The following is a 21,132-nucleotide window of genomic DNA, read 5'->3' on the forward strand; positions in this document are numbered from 1 at the left end:
TCATTATTCCAGCGTCCCCTCGCAATAAGTGTCCTTCAGGAACCCATTGAACCCAAGGTCTTGAGGAGAACTCGCGCTCTTCGCGCAGAGGGAGCGGAGCATTTCCCTGGCCGCTGTCTCGCCTTCTACCGACAGTTCGAAATAGGCCCTCGCCGCCCTGTTCGCATCCGGTCGATCTGCTCTGCTGGGCTCGAAGGAGCTTGGATCGTACCAGCGCGCAATCTCGAGTTTCGCGTCCTTGTTGCCCCGCTCCATCGCAAGATTGATCGCCTGCAAGCCGATTCCGCCGGCGCCTTCCCGGTATGCCTCGCCGCTTAGGGCGAACAGCGCAACGCCGTTAGTGTCCGTCAGCTTCAGCCTCTCGAAACGCGCGAGCAAAGGCTCGGGGTTGTTGAACCAACCCCTGCTGTCGGCAATGTAGTATCCTCCCCCTGCCAGAAGCAGCGCCAACGGGATCAGTAGGTACAAGAACCGCCTCTTCTTTGGCGGCTGGGTCAAAGGCTGGGGTTTCGGCTCCACCACCCGTGGCAGCTCAACAACCTGTTCGAGGGCCTCTTCAAGCTCCCGTTCTATAGCCTGAGGAATGGACATCTTGAAAGGGGTCAGTTCCTGGGACCAAGCTCCCGGGCTAGGTGGGATCGGCGGCCAGAAGGCGCTCCCCTCAATGTCATGGCCTTCGACTTCGATCTTCACCTGCAGGTCGACCGGGATCTGGTCGCAGACCTCGGGTCCGACGACCAGCGTGGCCGAATTCGCGCCGCGGCTGACGACCGCTGCCTCTACGGTTGCGGGACGCGCCTGCCATCCGGCGGCGCCAAGATAGGGAGCGTCCTTGGACTTGCGCATGATCGACAGTCGCAACCCCGGAGAGCTGCCTAGTTCCTGCGGGAACGTGATCAGGGCATGCCCGAACAGGCGCGTCTCGTCCTCGCTGACTTTGACCGCAACCTTGTTCATCGAGCAGTCCCAACGGGCGCACCAAGCAGCGGCGCGGACTCATCGAGCGCGTCCAGTATGGCCCTCAGGCGCTCGTTCTCCTCGACGTTTATAATGATCCCTTCGCCCGAGAGGACGTTCTCAGTAACCACTTGGTGGAAGGCGTACATCCACTCCGAGAGCGCGAGGTAGGAGAAGTTCCGCCGCTCCACCCCAAGCCCGTCGCAGTCTGAAACGCTCGGACGGCGGGCAAAAACCCTAACTTCACCGTTCTCAGTGCCGTCAGGAGCCAGAGGCCGCTTGTTCTCGGGCATCGCGTCGAAGCCAAGCGTGCTGACGAAACGGTTGATGTGGCTCGTGGCAAGAAAGCCAGCCTTCTCGAGCAGGATGTCGGACCTTTCGACTGAACTTCCCGAGAGCTTGGCAAGGTCCCTGGCTATGCGCTCTTCGAGCCCCGATCGCCGCGCGGCAGATGTAAGCTCGGCGACCAACTCGCTTGCGGACTCTTGCCCGAGGCCAATGGCCTGCAACGCATTGTCGTTTCTCGCGAGTGCGAAAAGGCCGTCCGTCCAATGCCTGATGGCTGACCGGGCGAGATAGGCTTCGCGCGGCAGCGCTTTCTGCGAAACCGACTCCCCGGAGGAAACCACGGCCGCGGCCACCTTCTTCTTGCTGCCGGGCAATGGAGGGGCGCCGGGCCGCGGAGGCGCCGGTCGCTTCTTCGCCGCGGCGTCGGTCCGTCCTTCGGAACCTTCCTCCGGCGCGTTCTGCCGCTTGAGGCGGTTGCCGTACTCGATGTGAAGGTGTTCGGAGATTCCGTTCTGCGATATCTGCAGCATCTTCATGGCGGTCCCGAACTGGTCCCGCTCCCAAACCTCGGTGAAGTTTGCGAGAATCTGGTCCGAGACTTCCCGACGCTCGGCTATCCGCTTGTTGATGTCGCTTTCGATGAAATACGGAGCGAGCACACGGCGAATATCGTGGGCTATGTCCCCGACGCGGCCTCGTATCTGTGAATACTTGATGTCGGGACGACAGATGGCCGCGAGGTTCTCCGCCAGATAGCTTACGCCGCCATCGTTCAGCCTGAGGGCCTCGTCGAAGGCCTTGGCCGGCTCGCGGAAGTGCTGCTGAACTTCACTGACCTGAAGATACGCCTCGCGCAGCGCGGCGACCTTCGCGACCTTGTCGGGCAATATCTCGGTCTCCACGCCGCCTTTGTACTTGATCAGGGACTCTGCCTTGAAGTTCGGGTTGCGCAGCCAGTAAGAGTTGTTGAAAGGCCTGTCCGGCATCCATTCGAACGGCCACTTGTGGGCCTTGCCGAAAAAGCGCGTTAGCGAGGCGCCCAGGCGCGCGCTGAAACGATCCGCCAGGCTCTGTCCTTCCTCGCCCGCCTTTTCGCTGAAGTGCATGTCGAACATCGTCAGCACCAGGAACAGCGCAGTCTCGGTCCGGGCCCGATCGAGCGGGCTTTCCCCGTGCGAGGTTCTGATCCAGTCGTCGATCATGTCGGGAAGGGTCGCGACGTCCTGGTTCGAGGGCTTGATGCACAGCAGCATGCTCGAAAGCTCCTGCTCTGCAACGTAGCGGTCGAAGAGGTAGGCAACCTTGCCCCGGACGAAGAGTTCCTTGAGCGCGTCGGGGTTGCCCTCGATGAAGGCCTGAAGGTCCACCTTCTGCCTGCTGCGAGCGCCCGGGAAGTCCAGGAGGTCTGTGTGCTCGAAGAACGGCCATGGCTGTTCCGATATCGCAATCCGGAGTTCAGCCACCAATGCGGCGATAACGGGTCTCGGCAACGAAACCGTCGATCCTTTCATTGGCCGGATCAGCAGCTCGTCCTGGCCGGATTTTCCGAGCCCCCGCAGCGTCTCGACGTCTATGATGCTGCTTTCCCGGGGAACCAGCGCCTCGACAGGGCAGTAGGCATCCTTGGCGAACCCAAGGCTCTCAAGGGCGGTGACGAGTTCGACGAAGAGATCGGTAAATTTCTGCAGACCGCCCCATAGCACGGAAAAAAGGTCGCCGCGGTCGGCAATGGAAAGCCGGGAGCCAAGGAAGGCCGCTTCCTCCCAGTAGGCCCCCAGCGTCTCGATGTTCGGCAACCCGGCGAACTGCTTCTCGAAATACTCCTGGAGGTCCCACACGTCCTCCTCGGCCAGGCCATCCGTCGCTGCCTGCGGCATAGCCCGGCTCTTCGCCCTTTCCAGGGTGGACAGGACGGTGTCGGAAGTCAGCGGCGCGCGTTTCTTCGCGTCTCCGTCAAGGAAGAAGCTGTTGCCCAGGACCTTGGCCACGTCCGTTTCGCTCAGCATCCTCAGCACAACGGGCGCGCCGGGCGGACTTGGCTCTTCTCGAACCGAAAAGCGGGTGACAAGCCCGGTCGACTCCCGATCGCCACCGGGGTTGATCTCCCGGATGAAATCGACCTCCCGCCCGAGATCGCCGAAGCGAGCCATCAAGGGCGCGCTTCCATTGCGGGCCAGGACGGACACAAGATAAGACTTGCCAGCCTGGCTGGGGCCGAACACCCCGACGCACATGGGGCGGTCTATGGCCAGCATCGCCTTCCGGGTGGCAACGATCGACTTCTTGAGCTGCTGCTCGGCGCCCGAGCGCGTGCTGCCGACCCGCTCCGCGTTTGCTGAGGCTCCGATCCAGACAAGGCCCTCCTGCGCCGATTTCAGCGCCGTGTCGCAGGTCTTCTTCAACTCTTTACGCATGCCTTCAGCTTTCACTGGATGGAGATAATTCCGGTATCGAGCCAGTAGCCGTCGCCCGCCTCGACCGCGAGCGTGTCCAGCTTCAGCTCCATGATGCGCTTGACCGGAGAGCCGTCGGCGTCCTCCGCGTCCTGAACCACGAACTCCTCGCGGGTCGCCTCGCTCGTAAGAAGCGCGATCTCGTTCGCCTCGTCGTCTTCCGGCACCTGCACATTGCGCGCGATCGTGACGCGGACCGGCTTTCGCACGCTCTGCGCCGATCGCGTCTGCGCGGTGGTCAGCTTGTAGAGCGGAGTCGCCACCCAGCGCTCCAGTGGAAGCTGCCTGAAGCCAATGCGAAGCGGGCTGTGGTAGTCGAATTCCGCCTCGGCTTCCGCCGTTGCGGCATCGAGGTCGATGTCCGAGAAAAGCAGGGTTTCGTCCGGCAGCACGGAGCTGCCCTGAAGCCGACCGATGTACCGGGCCGTCGACTTCATCCTGAGGTACTGGGAATAGAGGGTGAAGTTGGTGATCTGCCGTTCCGCGAGCGCGCACAGCATTGCGCCCACGACCGCGGTCGTCTTTGGATCGTCGATGTGCGTGTTGCTGACGCCCCGGAAGGGATACCACGTGCCGACGCGATAGTCCTTGATCGGAATGACGCGGTCAGGCCGGACCGACATCTTGTTCATGAACAGGCTTATCATCTGTGGCAGGCGCATCGGCCGCCCGGTCAGCAGCACCACGTCAGCGTCCAGATGGTTGATCGCTTCCGCGATGTTGTCGAACACGCCGTCGAAGATCGACAGGACGCACTCTTCGACCGCCAGCGGGTCGACTGCTATGTCGCAGTCGGAGACCGTGAACTCTCCGGCTCCCAGAGCCCCTATGCTGTCCTTGAGATATCCGAGGATGCGCGCGTCAACCGGAATGTCGCCTCCGGCCGTCGTTCGTCCCCCGGTCTCGAAGAAACTGCCTGCCTTCCGGATTTCCGTCTTGCGGCTCGTCGCAGGCATCGCTTCGCATTCGGACAGAACCGCGATGGCGATTGGCTGCAGAACCTGCAGAACGAACTGGCGTCGCAGGTGCTTTTCCTGCTCGGACATGTTCGGGTTGTCGCCTGCGAAGCGGTCCTTGAGATAGTTCCGCGCGTTCGGGAGGCCCGCTTGAGCCAGGCCTTCCTCGAGCCTGGGTATGACAAGCCGCTCGATAACCACCTTGAGGAGGTCGTCCCCCGCGATACGGAATCCCTCCCGAAAGTTCTGGTCGGGGAAAAGGGCGACATTGTCGGTTTGAAAATAGGTCGTAACCATGAGGTCGGTGGTGCCGCCGCCCACGTCGACGCTGGCGACGCGCAGGGACCGTTCGAGCTTCTCCTTGGCCTTGGACGCCGGGAGCGCCTTCGGCCTCTCCCTGTCCTTGCCGAGCATGTCGAACAGCGTCCTGATCGACCCGCCCAGCTTGTGCACGGCCTCGCCGTAGAGATAGACCAGATGAACTGAACTCGCCTCGTCCCAGGAGCAGTGGATTTCCGGACGCTGGCTGTTTATGCCGCTGTCGCTGTCGCCCCATCCCGACAGGGACCAGAGAAGCTTGACCGCGGCTTCCGCGCGCGACCGCAGGATGCGCTGCTCCTGGATCGGGGTCGCTGACGGGATCGTCAGGATGATCCTGCGCAGGCGTCGCGGAGAATCTTTGAGTCTTCTCTCCCGGCGGGTGCCGGGGTTGTTCATCATCGACATCGCCTGCGCAATGATTTCGACAAGCATGAACGTGAAGAAGGACGACCTCGAGAAGCAGAAGCGGCTCGCCGTCTGCAGTTCGCTCTCTTTGACTTTCAACCTGAACTGGCGCCTGTCGCTCTCGAGCTGTTCGAGGACGTCGCCGCGGTCGTTTATGAAGCGGTACATGGAGCGCTCGATCAGCGGCTCGGTTCCCGCATGGCCCGCCGAGGCCGAGCGGAACTTCCACTCCTGGAGAACCGGATCGGAACTCCACAGGTACCGCTTCGGCGAAGAAAGCCCCGTGGCCGCCTCGGTGCCTTCCGACTCCCCGCGCAGGCGGGAGGCCTCGGGGCCGATGCGGAGCAGGCTTGGCCAAAAGAATGCCCGCGGTCGGCCTGACCGCCTGGCGATGTCTTCCGCTCCGAATTCCCCGGCCACCAGTTCGCACTGGCTTTCGAACGGATCGCGATAGACGAGTTCGGGCTTGGAAAGGTCGCGCAATTCCAGCACGACGGAGTTGTTGAGGTCGACGTTCACGTCGTCCGGGAACGACTGGATCAGAAGTCCGCACGACCGCGAGTTCCCGATGTCGAGCACCAGGTCGACGTCGACTGGATGGACGTTCCTGTTGTCGCTGACCGTGTCGATGAGGGTGACGCGAACGGGCTTGATCACGCTGGCGAGAAACTGGACGAAGGTTATGTAGCGGGCGAGGTGCTCGAACTGGAAAGGAAAGTCATCGGGCCTCAGCTCCTTGCCCTTCCTCTGAAGCTTCTTGAAGGAGTGGAGGATGTCCCTCAGCCAATCGTCCAGCCATTTCTGGGCGTCCACGGGCCCTTGTCCGGGAACGTCGACCTTATGGGACAGGAACGAGATGACGTCTGGAAGCTGGCTGACGAACCGGAACGATTCTGTCCGCATCGCGTCTTCCGGACAGGGCGCGAGATAGGGACGGTTCGTCTTGCGGGGCGCAAGCGAGCTGTCGAATGCGAAGATTGCCCTGTGCGTTCCCTTCCGGTCGCCATGGGCGTTCCTGGTTTCCGTAACCCTTACCCGGACCCAGTCGGTCGGGCCCTGTGCGTAAATTTCGTTGCCCAGCGAGTCCTTTCCGGGTTCGATCTTGAAGAACGGCACCGGAACCCAGCGGTCGAGGAAGGTCTCGAGCGCCCTCGACTTCGCGATGTCGTATACCACGTCGTCGCCACTCGGGGGATACGGCGGCTGGTCAGAGTCGGGGTCGTCATCGTTCCAGTTCGGAAGCAGGCGGATCAGCGTCTTTCCATCCGACCCCGTTTCGCCCGGCGACACACGCTCGATGAACGACCTCGTAAGGCGCGGCGAAGCGTCGAAGTCAAACCCGAACTCGACGAACTGGATGCCGCTGTCCGGCACCAGCGTGAAGCCGTCGCTGAAATCGGCGAGGTTGGTCAGCATCGATTCGTCCTGTCAGGCTGGTGGCGGCTTGCTGCAGTCATGGAACATTGAACTCCGTGACTTTCATCTGCGTCGCGGCGTGAGACTCTTCAGTCACGCTGCCCGGGTAGCTTTGCGTGGCGTCACCCTTCTTGAGGATGACGTTGAAATCCGTCCGCCGGGCAGGATCTCCGCGCTTGTTGAACATTCTCAGGTAGACCTCGTAGTGTCCGGGCGGTGGCTTGCTCGCCCACGTTATGTGTTCGACCGGCTTGGTGCTCTCTCCATTGAGATTCATGTCGATGTCGTGCACGCCCCCGCATTTCGGCTGTCCGTCCAGAAGCACCATTCCGCCGTCCGGGCACTTCACGAAGAGGTCCAGGTCGGTCCGGTTGTTCCAGATGAGCGTCACCTGCGTCTGGCCTTCCGCACCGCCTGCGTTTTCGACGCGATTGTCTGCTTCCTGTGCTGGGTCAGTCTGCTCGGCCCTTGGCGCCGGAGCGGGGGGCTGGCACGAGTTCAGGTGCCGCCGCAGCTGCTCCTCGATGACAGCTTCTTCCGACATGAGTTCCCGCGTGCGCAAGCTGCTCTGGTCGACAGTCGGCTGCGGCGGCGCAAGGGCGCAGTAAGCGCCTCCGCCCTTTCCAAATGCGGTGACTCCGAACGGAAGGACCAAGCCGCAAGCGGGGAGCAGCAGCCACGCGGTCGCCCCCGCGAGTGCTACGGGAACAAGCCAAAGAAGCCTGCGGGCGACCGACTGCCACCAGGCAGGTCCAGCAGATCGCACGGGCCGCTCCGTTGCTGTGTCCGCAACAGAAGCCGTCGGCGGGCGGTCCCGGGCGACTTCAGCAATCTGTCCCTTGCCGCTGGTTTCCGCGTCATGTTTTTCGTAACCCCATGCCGTAAGGACGAGCACTCCGTCGCTCCCGTCGGAGCCGCCGGAAACCCATACGTTCTCGTCGTCGGGGAATGTCACCGCGTTGCGCAGCGCAGTAGCCGTCGAGCGGGCTGCCGGGTCGGTGCGAGCCTCATGCGCGGCGGCCGCACGAAGAACTGCGCGGACGGATTGGTCGAGCTGCGCCTTGTAGACGGACGCCGTTTCGGGCGGGAGATCCGTCAGCCGGACAAGAGGCTCGTCGCGCTCGGTATACCAGTCGATCCCAGAGCCGTCCTTGCGCGGTACCGGTTCGGCCAACTCGAGCCCGATGCCCCCGGGGAATTCCCGTCCGAGCACGGCTTGAAGCCTATGGACCGAGCGCTCCGCGGTCGACCCGAGGGAACGCATCAGGCTGAGGGTCGTGGTGGCGACGAACTGGCTCATTTGACAGGGCCTTCCGTTGGCCCTGCGGCCGCGGCTATTCCCGTGGCCGGATTACACGGCTGATCGGCGACGGCCACCGTCACGCCGTTGGCTGACAGGAACCGGATGGCGTCGCTCGCGCCGAGGGAGAAGTTCAGCTTCTGAACATTCTCCCCGTCGAGGACTATGAAGGTGTTGACTCCGACCGCCCGGCCGCAGGCGTCCGAAAGGGGACCTCCGCTGTTGCCGGGGGAAATGTTCGCGGAATGGGTAATGACCTTTGCCGCCCCGCCCTGAGGCATGGCCATGACGTTGCCCTGCGTGACGACCATCTCAAGATTGGCAAGCCCCGTGGTGTCGCCATTGAGGATCGCTCGATAAGTGCTGTCCATCGACATCACGAAGGACGGAAAGCCCCCCGCGATGACGCTGTCCAGCCTCGCGATTTCCGTAGAAAGGTGCAGGGGCCTCACAGTGCTGGGGGCATCATCCACCCGAAGGAGGGCAAAGTCCGGATTTCCAGTCTCGCTGCTTGCGGATCTTGCAACGACACGGGCGGGAACCGCACCCCCGAGTGCCTTGCTGGCGACGAATACCGTCTCCCCGGCGCCCTCGACAACGTGGTTGTTGGTGAGGATTTCCCTCTGGCTCACGAAGAACCCGCTTCCAGTGCTGAGCGAGTCCGCCGAGGGTGCGAGCACGAGGACCGTCGCCGAGTCCAGGGCGGCGAGAAGCGAATGCGGTGAGCCGGGGGCAGGCGCCTGCCCGCGGGCGGCTCCTGACGCGCCGTTTTCTGTTCCACCGCCGGACTCATGGAGCGGCGGACCGAGAACAGATGAATCTGCCTCGCATGCAGCCTTTGCGAGCTCCCTTTTCATTTTGCCGATTCGCTCTTCAAGGCTCCGGTTGACCTCCTCGTTGTTCACGAGTGGAGCTGTCGGTGGCGGCGGGAGCGCTTCCGGATAAACGAGGTTGCCCGGCGAGGCCGCGTAGATCAGGCAGGCGGCGAACACCAACGAAAGGGCAGCTATGGGCCAAAGCCAAGACTGTTTGTGTCGAGCTGGCGCCGTTGATTGAGCCTCTTGCGTGGATGCTGCGGTGGCCTCGGGTGCAATCACGCGCCGCGGGGGAGACAGTCCGGCAGTGGCGAAACCTCCCAGGGCAGCCCACGCCTGACCAGGCACCCGGGGGGACATGCCGCTTGGAAGGTAGGGGCCAATTGTCTTCTCGCTGTGCCGCACGAATGCGGCGCGGGAGGAGCGGGCTTCCTCCGGCAGCACTCCCCAATTCGTGAGGACGGCGTTCTCGCCGACGGCGACGATAGAGGCTTCGTCCGCGACATTGAGCATCGCCCCAACGGTCCCGCCGATTTCCCGGTCCGCCAGGGCTGGTCGAAGCGCCTCGATCCGCGCGGCCAAGTTCGACTCGATCCGCGACCGTTTTCCCCGATCGAGTTCGCCCAGCTGCTTCGGCTCGTCGTCGAAGCTGCTGAACCACGCCACGACCAGGCGGCCGCCCTCCTGCTCCTTGGCGTTCGGTTCCGCGAACAGCCGCGAGGTGTTGTCCCCGCACAGTTCATCTATGCGGGCGAATGCCGTTTCGCAGTCGCGCCATAGCGGTTTCCCTGCGACAGCCAACACGTCCACGGCACGCGCGGACGTTGAACGAACGAAGTGGACATTGCCCCCCCGAGCCATTAGGCACCTTCCCCTTGCCGCAATAAATCGTTAACCATGCGGCGTCCCCGGCCGCATATTTCGACGTAAAAAACGCAGTGTCAACGAGCCCTCAAGTAGATTCGACTCAGATGCTTAACCTGTAGCGGGCTCGCAGCCTATTTCACGTCTTGGCGACAGTTTCTATCTTGATTCCAATTTCGCGGTGCGCATCCCCCATTTAGGGCTGGAAATGCAAATTCTGGAGAATTACGGTCGCGCCGGGCTGGTATTGCCGAGCCCAAAAAGGGGCATTGCCTACGGCAAAGAAAAATGGGGCAACAGGAAAGATCGCGACCTGTCATGAGAATCCTGGCTGGCCGTCTAGTTCGACCCTTCACGTCGCCAGTCATGACATCAAGCCGGCGAACTTCGCTGACTTGGCGATCAAGTCCACTTGAAACAGAATAACAGCGGCCGGGGGAAACATGTTTGCGCATCTTTTTCGCTGCGGATTCCAAGAGTTCGTGCTCGGAGTCGCCGGGTCGTCTCTGGCAGCTCTCGTCCTTCTAGTCGGCATTCAACCGATCGGCGCGCAAACCACGGCAGTGTTCTTCGACTATCCCGGGACCTCACTGAACGGGTTCGTCAGCGCGCAGGTCATCGCACCCTTGGAGGCGTGTCGTTCCCTTTGCACCTCGCGTTCGGGCTGCGTTGGGTTTGACCACTCGACCGAGGGCGGCGTTTGTCGGCTTTTGGCGAGCGTAGGCTCCGCCAGCCAAAATCGGCTTTCGACGGCAGCCACGCGGAACCTGATCGCCGGCTATCGTCCTCCCTCAAACCCACCCGAGGCGCCTTCCGCCGTCCAGCCGAAACCCGCAGTTGTGCGCTCGGAGCCGCCAGACATCAGTGGCCGCAAGGTGAGTTATCGATCGATTCCCGGCGATCCGAGGCCGATAGGCTGGGTCTATATCAATGTCTGCAGCGGAGCCCCGGTCGATGCGGCCTCACTTCGCAGTTCCATCAACGGATATGTTTTTGAATCGTTGCGCGTTATTCCGGGCAGAATTGAACAGTTTGACAGGAATACCACACCGCAATGTGCGCTGGTGCCCAAGGCCGTTGGCTATGCCTCGCCGAGCGCCGAGGAATGGAGAATTGGAGCGGTGCTGGAGGAGATGCGTCCGATCCTTCGTGCTGCAGGAGTGTGAACGCGCGCGGACGGTCTATTGCCCATGCAAGGTTCTGACCGCTACCGCATCGATATATGGCTTAGTCACGAGTGAATGCCTCGGCTTCACTGCGGGACTGGCAGCGCGGCGAAATCCGAACCGAATGCCGTTGGGATAAGCGAAAATATCGTGATCGGGATGTCCCAAGACCCTTCGACGCTAATATGCGAAGGTAAGCCCCACCAGATGGACACTTCAACGGCTCGATCGTATCAGCAGCCATCGAGTGCTTTTATGCCTTCGATGTAGTCCTTGCCGCCCTCATTCACTGTCCTCACTTCGGCGCGGCCAGTGCATGTCGTCGCACCCTTCCTGAACGCATAGCTGACGAAGAACAAGTCTTCTGCCTTCGCTTGGATGCCGAGAAGCTTAAGCGGCGCCTGCATCCCTCCGTAGAAGCCACTCAGGGCGGCTGCGGAGAGAGGACCCTTGGCGCTCTTTTCTGGAACTACAAACCGCGCCGCCTCCTTGCCGTCCCCAGTGCAGAGGGCCAGATAAAACGCCCGCACGACAGTCGCGGCAGTGCCGTATTGGTCAGTGATGTCCTCTTCAGGCGCGATGCTCCCGACAACGGCCATGAGCGGGGCTCGGTGATTTGCGTTATTTGCAGCCCATCGATCAACGACGCCGACAGTCACGCGGCGTCCGATCAACGATGCCATGGCGCTTTCCATACCGCCCACCGGCACGACGTGAACCTCGCGGAAACTGGATGCGGGATCAGCAAAGTCCGCGCCCTCAAGGCAGATGTCGGCATCCAGTTCCAGTAGGTAAGTCGGCTCGGGCTGATCTCCTGCCTGCACGTCTTTGTAGTTCGGCGGCCCGGGAAGTATCCGACGATCGAGTTGGCCGCTCAGCTGCGATGGCTGCCCTTTTGAGATGTCGTAGCAGGCGGCCTGCGCTCCGCTGACCGCAACGATACCGTAGAAAACCAATGCGGTTGCCCCAAGATATTTCATAGTTCGCTCCCAACAAAGCCAACGCCATATGGCATTCATTCATGGCGTCGTTCAACCGATACATGACCGAGTGTTTTTAACCCTCGTTCTTTGCAAGATCGTCGCCAAATGCTCGATGCGCATCATAACCTCGCCGCGTGACGGCTGGTTCGGCGAACGCCAGGCAAGAGTCGGGCAGCATGTGCGCGCAGGCACTGTTGGTCGCCGTCGTGCCTCGGAGCGTCTGGGTCGTGGCTAATTTTCAAGGAGACACAGATTGCCGCGTTGTGCATTGGCGACAGGATTGCAGTATCAGTCGATGCCGTCCCCGGGAGGGGCGCATTGAGAGCTTGTCGCCAGCCAGCGAGGCACAGTTTGCACTCCTACCGGCAGACAACGCGACCCGCAATTTCACCCGCATCGTTCAACGCATACCAGTTAAGATTACCTTAGATCAGGGGAAACCAGGCCTCGATTGCTTGCGACCTGGTATGTCAGCTTTCGTGGCACTGTCACCTGCTAGGTGTTTGATCCCAGGCTTTGATGGCGCATACTTTTCGTCCGAATCAAAGGATGCGCTATGGGCCAGGTTCTTCATGGGAGCGCCACGACGACAGAGGCGATCCGTCGAGCGATACAGCATAGTCAAGAGAGCCTGAGGGCGCTGGCGAAGCGCTACGGCATCAATCAGAAGACGGTTAGGAAGTGGAGGAACCGGACGTCGGCCGCCGATCTTCCGACTGGCCCCAGAGATCCGAAGTCGACAGTGCTATCGACTGAGGAAGAGGCGGTCATCGTCGCCTTTCGGCGTTATACGCTGCTGCCACTGGACGATTGCCTCTATGCTCTCCAACCGACGATCCCGCATCTGTCGCGGTCATCCTTGCATCGCTGCCTGCAGCGTCACGGGATAGGCAGGTTGCCGGATGTCGAGGGCGACAAGCCGGCAAGGAAGAAGTTCAAGGCCTATCCAATCGGCTACTTCCATATCGACGTCGCCGAGGTCCGAACCGAGCAGGGCAAGCTGCATATGTTCGTGGCCATAGATCGGACCTCGAAGTTCGCTTTCGTCGAGCTGCACGAGAAGGCAACGACAGCGGTCTCCGCCGATTTCCTGCGCCATCTTCTTGATGCTGTCCCTTACAAGATCCACACAGTGCTTACCGACAACGGCATTCAGTTCACGACCCCAGGTGCCGGCGGCTCGGCCGTTCCGCTGATCAAGGAAGCCATGGCGGCGGGAGAAATCATATGGGCGCACGCCTTCGAACATACTTGCGCCAAGGCCGATATCGACCACCGAACGACAAAGCCAAGGCACCCATGGACCAACGGCCAGGTCGAACGCATGAACCGCACGATCAAGGATGCGACCGTCAAACGCTTCTACTACGAGAGCCATGACCAACTGCGCCAGCATCTCGCCGATTTCGTCTTAGCCTATAATTTCGGCCGTCGACTGAAGACCCTCAAGGGCCTCACGCCCTTTGAATACATCTGCAAAATCTGGACAAAAGAGCCCGAACGATTCAGGCTCGATCCAACCCATCAAACCTTGGGACTAAACAGCTAGGCATCCCGGACGACAGAGTGGAACCTTAACGGCGCAAATTGATGATCTGAAGTGATGGCCGGCGACGGGAGGAGCTCGCCCGCTCCCATGACCAGACACGAACGTCGTCAATGGGACGGCAGCGAAACGTCCGCCTATTCACGACTTCAGCCCAAAAGCTGCCAGTCAGCTGCCGGCCCCATACAAGTCATTCGCTGGTCACCTCGCGATGACATTTCTTGGCGAACCCAACCGTCCAAGCCTGCAACGTTCGCAGGATCGCAGGGGCGCGTATATTGGGTATCTTCGATACTCTGAAACGTCACGCCATGCTGCTTCCGTTTAACAAACCTCGGAGGCTGCGCCCATGACACCGACGAAGCTCCTTGTCGGTCAGATCGTAGTTGTATTCGCCATCGTCATCCTCGGCGTATGGACAGCGACTCAATGGTGCGCCCACATGCTGGATAATCAGCCGCAGCTTGGCGCGCCATGGTTTGTCGCGGCGGCCTGGCCGATCTACAAGCCGTGGAAACTGTTCGAATGGTGGTTTCAATTCGACGCCTACGCCCCTGGGGTCTTCGACAAGGCCGGCATGCTTGCCGGAGCCAGCGGGTTCCTGGGCTGTGCGGCCGCAATAGCTGGCTCCCTCTGGCGCGCGCGGCAGAGGGGGTTGGTCACCACCTATGGCTCCTCACGATGGGCCGCGGCTCGGGAAATCGAGAAAGCAGGCCTGTTTCAGCCGACCGGCGTTTTCCTTGGCAAACTGAAGGATCACTATCTGCGCCATGACGGGCCGGAACACGTCATGGCCTTTGCGCCGACACGTTCGGGCAAGGGCGTCGGATTGGTCGTTCCAACTCTTCTTTCCTGGACCGGCTCGGCCGTCATTCACGACATCAAAGGCGAGAACTGGCAGCTGACCTCCGGCTGGCGGTCGAAGTTCTCGTACTCCCTTTTGTTCAACCCGACCGATCCAAGGTCGGCGCGGTACAACCCGCTGCTGGAAGTGCGCAGGGGCTCAGATGAGGTCCGCGACGTTCAGAACATCGCCGACATTCTCGTCGATCCGGAAGGCGCGCTGGAGCGGCGGAATCATTGGGAGAAGACTAGTCATTCACTCTTGGTCGGGGCCATCTTGCACGTGCTCTACGCGGAAGAAGAAAAGACGCTCGCGCGCGTCGCCACTTTCCTGTCGGATCCGCAACGCTCGTTTGCCGCGACACTGCTGCGGATGATGACCACCAACCACCTCGGCACGGCGGACACACCTCGGGTCCATCCCGTCGTGGCCTCGGCGGCTCGCGAGGTGCTGAACAAGTCAGAGAACGAGCGTTCTGGCGTTCTCTCGACCGCAATGTCGTTTCTCGGGCTCTATCGTGATCCGACGGTTGCCTCGGCAACATCGGCCTGCGACTGGCGCATTGCCGACCTCATGGATGCGGAACGACCGATGTCGCTCTACCTAGTGGTGCCGCCATCGGATATTTCGCGCACCAAGCCACTGGTGCGACTGGTGCTCAATCAGATCGGCAGGCGACTGACGGAGCGGCTGGAAGGTGACCCGAAGAAAAGCCGCAAGTACCAACTGCTCATGATGCTAGACGAATTTCCGGCTCTTGGTCGCCTCGACTTCTTCGAGACCGCGCTCGCCTTCATGGCGGGTTACGGCATCCGCGCCTATCTGATCGCGCAATCCTTGAACCAGATCTCCAAAGCCTATGGCGAGAACAACGCCATTCTCGACAATTGCCATGTGCGCATTGCCTTTTCCTCCAACGACGAGCGCACGGCCAAACGCATATCGGATGCGCTCGGTACGGCGACGGAACTCAGGTCCATGCGCAACTACGCCGGCCACCGGCTGGCTCCCTGGCTTTCGCACGTCATGGTCAGTCGCCAGGAGACTGCTCGCCCGCTGCTGACGCCTGGCGAAGTGATGCAGTTGCCGCAAGCTGACGAATTAATCCTTGTTTCCGGGTTGCCGCCGATCCGCGCCCAGAAGTTGCGCTATTACCAGGATCCGAATTTCACCGAACGGGTGCTGCCGGCGCCGGTGTTGCGGGAGGGTCTGTACGCGGACCGTCCTACGTCGCGCCCCGACGATTGGAGCGGACAAGTCCGCAGTGTTGACCGCCGTCTCGCTGCCGATGACGAACACGCCGGCGCGGCAATCGAAGAAGGGAGCGGCGTGCAACAGCAGCGTCATCCCGGCCTGCCTGAAGAACACGTCGTCGTCTCTCGGGAGCCTGATCAGGATGACCTCTTCAATCTGTCGGACGATGACGCCGAGGCACTCGCAGACAAGCGCGTCATGGACCGGGTTTCTACCGCGGCGAGCGCCTACGGCCTCAACGAGGGAAGGGGCGAAGACAAGGACATCATCCCCGGCTTCTGAACGCTTTCCGCAACTGAGGCGTATCTCGGCGTAGATAACGCCCATAAGCGATTTTGCGGATTTCGGCGATGTTCGTTCGCACCGCCGGCGCATCAGCGCCGGCCAGTCGGAACGAGACGTATGAAGCCCCATCGCATTCGCCACCAGTTTCTGCTCGAACCCGAATTGAGCGAGAAGCTGGAAACCCTCAGCCGCAACCCGTCGACCACGAAATCGGCAATCGTCGCGAAAGCGGTCGAGGCCTTCATCGAACGGCGTGGTGAAAACGAGCTCGACCAGCGCTACGGCAACCGGCTGGACCGTCTTTCCCGCGATCTCGACCATGTCAGGCGCGACGCCGAAATAACTCTGGAGAGCCTGGCGCTCTTAATCCGCTTTTCAATCACGCTTCATGCCCACACGCCAATTCCGGATCGGGCGACACAGGCGATCGCCCAAGAGCGCTTTGACAAATTCGTCGAGCAGGTCGGTCGCCAGATAGCCTCCGGGAAGCGCTCGCTTGGTTACGGCAATGGCAACGGAGGCGAAGGATGAACTCTCATCCCGCAGCCGACCACCGCCGCCGAGCCATGCTGCGCACAGCCATGGGCGCCGCGATCACCGAGGCCCTTTCCGATTCGACCGTCATCGAGGTGATGGTCAATCCCGACGGCACGTTGAGGCTCGACCGGTTGGGAGAAGGCCGGGTCGATACAGGCGTGCATATGCATCCTTCCGAGGCGGAACGCATCATCCGGCTCGTCGCCTCCCATGTACGCGCCGAGGCGCATGCAGATAGTCCGATTGTCAGTGCCGAATTGCCATCAGGCGAGCGCTTCGAGGGTCTGCTACCGCCGGTCGTGCTGGCGCCATGCTTCGCCATCCGCAAACCGGCGGCAAAACTCTACACGCTGGCCAACTACGTCGCCGATCGCGTCATGCTCCCGCTGCAGGCTGATGCCCTGAGGAAGGCAGTGCGCGAGCGGCGCAACATCCTGGTCGCCGGCGGCACATCGTCGGGCAAAACGACACTTACCAATGCTCTACTGGCAGAAGTCGCCGAATGCGATGAGCGGGTGATCCTGATTGAGGACACCCGCGAGCTGCAATGCGCGGCCAAGGACTGCGTTGCCATGAGGACGAGGCGAGGCTCCATCACACTCGCCGATCTCGTACGCTCGACCTTACGGCTGAGGCCCGACCGCATCATCGTCGGCGAAGTCAGAGGCGCGGAAGCGCTCGATATGCTGAAGGCATGGAACACCGGACATCCCGGCGGCATTGCCACGGTTCACGCCAATTCGGCACGCTCCGCACTCTATCGTATTGAGCAGCTCGCCCAGGAAGCCGTTGTCACCGTTCCCCGCCGGCTGATCGCCGATGCCGTCGATTTGGTCATCTTTATTGCCGGAAGAGGACCCGCGCGCCGCGTTGACGCGATCGCCGAGGTCACGGGTCTCGACGGCAGCGGCGATTACGCCGTCACCCCGCTCACACTTCCGCAACTCCAGCAGCTCTGAAAGGTCACCTCATGCGCAAGAAGCTTCGCTTTCTTTCGTTCGCCGCCGTCGCGCTTCTTCTCACGGCCCAGGCCCACGCTGCCGGCTCCGGCATGCCGTGGGAACAGCCGCTTCAGCAGATTCTGGAATCGGTGCAGGGACCGGTCGCCAAGATCATCGCGGTGATCATCATCATCACCACCGGCCTGACCCTTGCCTTCGGCGACACGGCGGGCGGTTTCCGCCGGCTGATCCAAATCGTCTTCGGCCTGTCGATCGCCTTCGCGGCTTCGAGCTTCTTTCTTTCCTTCTTCTCCTTTGGCGGCGGGGCAGTCGTCTGATGAGCACCGGAGAGCAGCATATCGAAGGCTTCGAGGTTCTGGTCCATCGGGCGCTCACCGAGCCGATCCTGCTCGGCGGCGCGCCGCGGGCGGTGGCGATCCTCAATGGCACGGTGGCCGCGGCCATCGGCCTAGGCCTGCAGCAGTGGATTGCCGGTCTGATCCTCTGGATCGCCGGCCACACGCTCGCGGTCTTTGCCGCACGGCGTGATCCGGATTTTGCCAGCGTGCTTGTCCGTCATCTTCGTCAAAAGGGCTGGCTTGCATGCTGAAGCTTTCCGAATACCGCGGCAAAGCCGACCGGCTTGCCGACCATCTGCCGTGGGCAGCACTCGTCGCGCCCGGCATCGTGCTCAACAAGGATGGCAGCTCCCAGCGGACATTGCGGTTTCGTGGCCCCGACCTTGAAAGCGCGACGGAGGCCGAACTTATCGGCATATGTGCGCGGGCAAACAATGCGCTGAGAAGGCTCGGCTCCGGCTGGGCATTATTCTTCGAGGCCGAGCGCAGCGAAGCGCTGGGCTATCCGAGCTCGGCGCTTCCCGATGCTGCCTCATGGCTGATCGATGAGGAACGGCGCGCGGCCTTCGAGGGCAAGGTCGCGCATTTCGAGAGCATCTATCATCTGACCTTGGTCTTCATGCCTGGGCCCGATGGCCAAGCGCGCGCGGAAAGTGCTCTCGTCGACTCGCATGACTTGGGAGGGGAAAGAGACTGGCGCCAGGAGCTTGCCCGGTTCCGAGACGAGACTGACCGTGTTCTCGATCTTCTTTCGGGCTTCATGCCCGAGGTGCGCGCGCTCGACGATGCCGAGACCCTGACGTACCTGCACGGCACGATCTCGACACGCCGTCATCCGGTCGCCGTGCCGGAAACGCCAATGTATCTCGACGGCGTCCTGGTTGACGCGCCGCTGACCGGCGGCCTAGAGCCGATGCTGGGCGAGCAGCATCTGCGCACGCTCACAGTTCTCGGCTTTCCGAACGTCACCCGGCCAGGAATCCTTGATGCGCTCAATAACCAGGATTTCGCCTATCGCTGGGTGACGCGCTTCATTCCACTCGACAAGGCGGAAGCCACGAAGACGCTGACTCGGCTCCGCCGGCAGTGGTTTGCCAAGCGCAAATCGATCGCGGCTATTCTGCGCGAGGTGGTGACCAACGAACCGGTGCCTCTCGTCGACAGCGACGCCGACAACAAGGCGCTCGATGCCGATGCAGCACTGCAGGCATTGGGCGGCGATCATGTCGGCTTCGGCTATCTCACCACAACGGTGACGGTGTGGGATCAGAACCGTAAAGCCGCCGCGGAAAAGCTTCGCGCCGTCGAGCGGATCGTCAACGGGCTCGGCTTCACCACCATTCGCGAAAGCATCAATGCCGTCGAAGCGTGGCTTGGTTCATTGCCGGGTCATGTCTACGCCAACGTTCGCCAGCCGCTCGTTCACACGCTTAACCTTGCCCATCTCGTGCCGCTGTCGTCCGTGTGGGCAGGTCCAGCGGAGAACGAGCACCTTGCCGAGGTCACCGGCGATTACGCTCCGCCGCTTCTTTTCGCCGAAACCAGCGGCTCGACGCCGTTTCGGCTTTCGACCCATATCGGCGATGTCGGCCACATGCTGATTGTCGGGCCGACCGGTGCCGGCAAGTCGGTTCTGCTTGCCCTGATCGCTTTGCAGTTCCGGCGCTACGCTGGCGCGCAAATCTATGTCTTCGACAAAGGCAATTCGGCCCGCGCCGCCGCGCTTGCCATGGGCGGCGACCACCATGCGTTGGGTGCGAATGGTGCGCTTGGTTTCCAACCGCTGCGCCACATCGACGACCCGGCCACACAGAGCTGGGCGGCCGAATGGATCGCCGGCCTCATTGCCCACGAGAATGTCACCGTCACCCCGGAGGTGAAGGAGGCAATCTGGTCGGCGCTCACCAGCCTCGCCACCGCGCCGGCGCAGGAACGCACGCTGACTGGCCTGTCGGTCCTGCTTCAGTCCAATGCGCTCAAATCGGCATTGATGCCCTACACGCTCGACGGACCATTCGGCCGCCTGCTCGATGCCGATGACGACCGGCTGGCCATCTCGGATGTGCAGTGTTTCGAAACCCAGGAGCTGATGCACAGCCAAGGCGCTGTGCTGCCTGTGCTCACCTATCTGTTCCATCGTCTTGAGGACCGGTTTGACGGGCGGCCGACGCTGCTCATGCTCGACGAGGCCTGGGTCTATCTCGACAACCCGCTCTTTGCCGCCCGCATCCGCGAATGGCTTAAGGTGCTGCGTAAGAAAAACGTCTCCGTCATCTTCGCGACGCAGTCGCTTGCCGACATCGCCGGCTCTTCTATCGCACCCGCAATCATCGAGAGCTGCCCGCAGCGCATTTTTCTCCCCAATGATCGTGCGGTGGAGCCGCAGGCACGGGCAGCCTATGAGCGCTTCGGTCTTAATGAGCGACAGATCGAATTGGTCGCCCGCGCCACGCCGAAGCGCCACTACTATCTGCAGTCGCGCCGCGGCAATCGCCTCTTCGAGCTCGGGCTAGGCCCGATCGCTCTTGCGCTTTGCGGCGCCTCGGACCCGGCCGCGCAGACCCTGATCGACAATATTCTTTCCGAAGAAGGGCAGGGCAGCTTTGCCGCCCGTTTCTTCAGTGCGCGCGGCCTGGATTGGGCTGCCGAGCTTCTCCAGCAATTTCCTCAACCTAACAAGGAGCAATCGTCATGATCGGACGCCGCCTTTTTACTAGCCTGGTCACCGTTTCCCTGATTGCCAAACCGATGGCTGACTACGTCCAGCCGGCCTATGCGCTCATCGTGTTTGACCCGTCCAACTATACGCAGAATGTGCTGTCGGCAGCACGCGCATTGGAGCAGATCAACAACCAAATCCAGTCGCTTCAGAACCAGGCGACCATGCTGCAGAACATGGCGCGCAACCTTCAGCGCCTGGATTTCTCTTCCGTGGGCCAGCTTACCGGCTCGCTCCAACGGATTGACGGTCTGATGACCCAGGCGAGCGGCCTGAGCTTCGATCTCGACAAGCTGCAGGACCAGTGGCGCCAGCAATATCCGGAAAGCTACGACGCCACCATCAAGGTCAGCGATGTGGCGAGCGCCGCGCGCGAGCGCTGGCAGAGCGCCATGCAGGCGTTCCGCCAGACCATGAGCGCGCAGTCGCAGATCGTCGAGAACGTGCAGGCCGATGGCGACCTGCTTACCGACCTCGTCAATCGCAGTCAGGGCGCGGCAGGTGCCCTCGAGGCAAGCCAGGCCACCAATCAGCTGATCGCGCTTTCGACCAAGCAGCAGATGCAGGTCCAGACGCTGCTTGCGACCCAGTTCCGGGCCGAGGCCGAGGATGCGGCGCGCAAGGCGCAGTCTGAGGAAGCCGCTCGCGAGACGACGAAGCGTTTCCTGGGCACCGGCACGGCTTATCCCGGCAACTGAGCGGCAGTTCTTCAAGACAACGAGG

The 21,132-nt window shown here is 61.8% G+C and carries 15 protein-coding genes; 9 read left to right on the forward strand and 6 right to left on the reverse strand.

Going from position 1 to position 21,132, the window contains the following annotated elements; genetic code table 11:
• Positions 1-3: 3 nt before the first annotated feature.
• From AC3CCE_RS03180 to AC3CCE_RS03200, 5 genes are read right to left on the reverse strand one after another with little or no spacing between them, the layout of a single operon-like run.
• Entirely contained in the window at positions 4-957 is a 954-nt protein-coding gene (locus AC3CCE_RS03180; protein ID WP_352627319.1) for a hypothetical protein, read from the reverse strand.
• Positions 954-3,674: a virulence factor SrfC family protein gene (locus AC3CCE_RS03185; RefSeq protein ID WP_352627317.1), complete on the reverse strand. Its 2,721-nt coding sequence runs from the start codon at positions 3,672-3,674 to the stop codon at positions 954-956. The genes AC3CCE_RS03180 and AC3CCE_RS03185 overlap by 4 nt, the downstream gene beginning before the upstream one ends.
• Positions 3,671-6,796 carry a virulence factor SrfB gene (locus tag AC3CCE_RS03190; protein ID WP_352544013.1) on the reverse strand — a complete coding sequence of 1,042 codons (3,126 nt, stop codon included), beginning with the start codon at positions 6,794-6,796 and terminating at the stop codon, positions 3,671-3,673. Before AC3CCE_RS03190 ends, AC3CCE_RS03185 begins: the two co-directional genes overlap by 4 nt.
• A gap of 37 nt (positions 6,797-6,833) precedes the next feature.
• Positions 6,834-8,096: a hypothetical protein gene (locus AC3CCE_RS03195; RefSeq protein ID WP_352544012.1), complete on the reverse strand. Its 1,263-nt coding sequence runs from the start codon at positions 8,094-8,096 to the stop codon at positions 6,834-6,836.
• A complete protein-coding gene (locus tag AC3CCE_RS03200) occupies positions 8,093-9,721 on the reverse strand; it encodes a S1C family serine protease (protein WP_352544011.1) in 1,629 nt (542 codons plus the stop codon). Before AC3CCE_RS03200 ends, AC3CCE_RS03195 begins: the two co-directional genes overlap by 4 nt.
• Positions 9,722-10,218: 497 nt before the next feature.
• Here AC3CCE_RS03200 and AC3CCE_RS03205 point away from each other — a divergent pair, with 497 nt between their 5' ends.
• On the forward strand, positions 10,219-10,941 hold the full coding sequence (locus AC3CCE_RS03205) for a PAN domain-containing protein (protein ID WP_352627315.1): 723 nt from the start codon (positions 10,219-10,221) through the stop codon (positions 10,939-10,941).
• Positions 10,942-11,174: 233 nt separating this feature from the next.
• Here the strand turns inward: AC3CCE_RS03205 and AC3CCE_RS03210 are convergent, their stop codons facing one another.
• Positions 11,175-11,921: a hypothetical protein gene (locus AC3CCE_RS03210; RefSeq protein ID WP_352627313.1), complete on the reverse strand. Its 747-nt coding sequence runs from the start codon at positions 11,919-11,921 to the stop codon at positions 11,175-11,177.
• A 559-nt stretch (positions 11,922-12,480) separates the two neighbouring features.
• On the opposite strand from AC3CCE_RS03210, the gene AC3CCE_RS03215 reads away from it, so the two are divergent.
• The 8 genes from AC3CCE_RS03215 to trbJ all read left to right on the forward strand — a co-directional run bounded on the left by AC3CCE_RS03215 (position 12,481) and on the right by trbJ (position 21,107).
• Entirely contained in the window at positions 12,481-13,473 is a 993-nt protein-coding gene (locus tag AC3CCE_RS03215; RefSeq protein ID WP_023697158.1) for an IS481 family transposase, read from the forward strand.
• A gap of 346 nt (positions 13,474-13,819) precedes the next feature.
• A complete protein-coding gene (locus AC3CCE_RS03220) occupies positions 13,820-15,850 on the forward strand; it encodes a conjugal transfer protein TraG (RefSeq protein ID WP_352626292.1) in 2,031 nt (676 codons plus the stop codon).
• Positions 15,851-15,970: 120 nt separating this feature from the next.
• Positions 15,971-16,384: a CopG family transcriptional regulator gene (locus AC3CCE_RS03225; RefSeq protein WP_352544008.1), complete on the forward strand. Its 414-nt coding sequence runs from the start codon at positions 15,971-15,973 to the stop codon at positions 16,382-16,384.
• Positions 16,381-17,349 carry a P-type conjugative transfer ATPase TrbB gene (gene trbB, locus AC3CCE_RS03230; RefSeq protein WP_023689363.1) on the forward strand — a complete coding sequence of 323 codons (969 nt, stop codon included), beginning with the start codon at positions 16,381-16,383 and terminating at the stop codon, positions 17,347-17,349. The genes AC3CCE_RS03225 and trbB overlap by 4 nt, the downstream gene beginning before the upstream one ends.
• An 11-nt stretch (positions 17,350-17,360) precedes the next feature.
• Positions 17,361-17,669, forward strand: a complete 309-nt coding sequence (locus AC3CCE_RS03235; protein WP_023689362.1) for a TrbC/VirB2 family type IV secretion system protein — start codon at positions 17,361-17,363, stop codon at positions 17,667-17,669.
• Positions 17,669-17,941 carry a VirB3 family type IV secretion system protein gene (locus AC3CCE_RS03240; protein WP_023689361.1) on the forward strand — a complete coding sequence of 91 codons (273 nt, stop codon included), beginning with the start codon at positions 17,669-17,671 and terminating at the stop codon, positions 17,939-17,941. The genes AC3CCE_RS03235 and AC3CCE_RS03240 overlap by 1 nt, the downstream gene beginning before the upstream one ends.
• Complete coding sequence (gene trbE, locus AC3CCE_RS03245; protein WP_352544007.1) at positions 17,935-20,385, forward strand: conjugal transfer protein TrbE; 2,451 nt, start codon at positions 17,935-17,937, stop codon at positions 20,383-20,385. Before AC3CCE_RS03240 ends, trbE begins: the two co-directional genes overlap by 7 nt.
• Positions 20,382-21,107, forward strand: a complete 726-nt coding sequence (gene trbJ / locus AC3CCE_RS03250) for a P-type conjugative transfer protein TrbJ (RefSeq protein ID WP_352544006.1) — start codon at positions 20,382-20,384, stop codon at positions 21,105-21,107. Before trbE ends, trbJ begins: the two co-directional genes overlap by 4 nt.
• Positions 21,108-21,132: the final 25 nt, after the last annotated feature.

The sequence above is a fragment of the Mesorhizobium sp. P160187 genome, from assembly GCF_057766425.1.

What these genes read in the sequence shown, in the direction of transcription:
- trbB (WP_023689363.1), top strand. Translation starts at nt 16,381, where the DNA reads ATGAACTCTCATCCCGCAGCCGACCACCGCCGCCGAGCCATGCTGCGC.
- AC3CCE_RS03195 (WP_352544012.1), bottom strand. Translation starts at nt 8,096, where the DNA reads ATGAGCCAGTTCGTCGCCACCACGACCCTCAGCCTGATGCGTTCCCTC.
- AC3CCE_RS03190 (WP_352544013.1), bottom strand. Translation starts at nt 6,796, where the DNA reads ATGCTGACCAACCTCGCCGATTTCAGCGACGGCTTCACGCTGGTGCCG.
- trbJ (WP_352544006.1), top strand. Translation starts at nt 20,382, where the DNA reads ATGATCGGACGCCGCCTTTTTACTAGCCTGGTCACCGTTTCCCTGATT.
- AC3CCE_RS03215 (WP_023697158.1), top strand. Translation starts at nt 12,481, where the DNA reads ATGGGCCAGGTTCTTCATGGGAGCGCCACGACGACAGAGGCGATCCGT.
- AC3CCE_RS03220 (WP_352626292.1), top strand. Translation starts at nt 13,820, where the DNA reads ATGACACCGACGAAGCTCCTTGTCGGTCAGATCGTAGTTGTATTCGCC.
- AC3CCE_RS03180 (WP_352627319.1), bottom strand. Translation starts at nt 957, where the DNA reads ATGAACAAGGTTGCGGTCAAAGTCAGCGAGGACGAGACGCGCCTGTTC.
- AC3CCE_RS03205 (WP_352627315.1), top strand. Translation starts at nt 10,219, where the DNA reads ATGTTTGCGCATCTTTTTCGCTGCGGATTCCAAGAGTTCGTGCTCGGA.
- AC3CCE_RS03235 (WP_023689362.1), top strand. Translation starts at nt 17,361, where the DNA reads ATGCGCAAGAAGCTTCGCTTTCTTTCGTTCGCCGCCGTCGCGCTTCTT.
- trbE (WP_352544007.1), top strand. Translation starts at nt 17,935, where the DNA reads ATGCTGAAGCTTTCCGAATACCGCGGCAAAGCCGACCGGCTTGCCGAC.
- AC3CCE_RS03210 (WP_352627313.1), bottom strand. Translation starts at nt 11,921, where the DNA reads ATGAAATATCTTGGGGCAACCGCATTGGTTTTCTACGGTATCGTTGCG.
- AC3CCE_RS03225 (WP_352544008.1), top strand. Translation starts at nt 15,971, where the DNA reads ATGAAGCCCCATCGCATTCGCCACCAGTTTCTGCTCGAACCCGAATTG.
- AC3CCE_RS03240 (WP_023689361.1), top strand. Translation starts at nt 17,669, where the DNA reads ATGAGCACCGGAGAGCAGCATATCGAAGGCTTCGAGGTTCTGGTCCAT.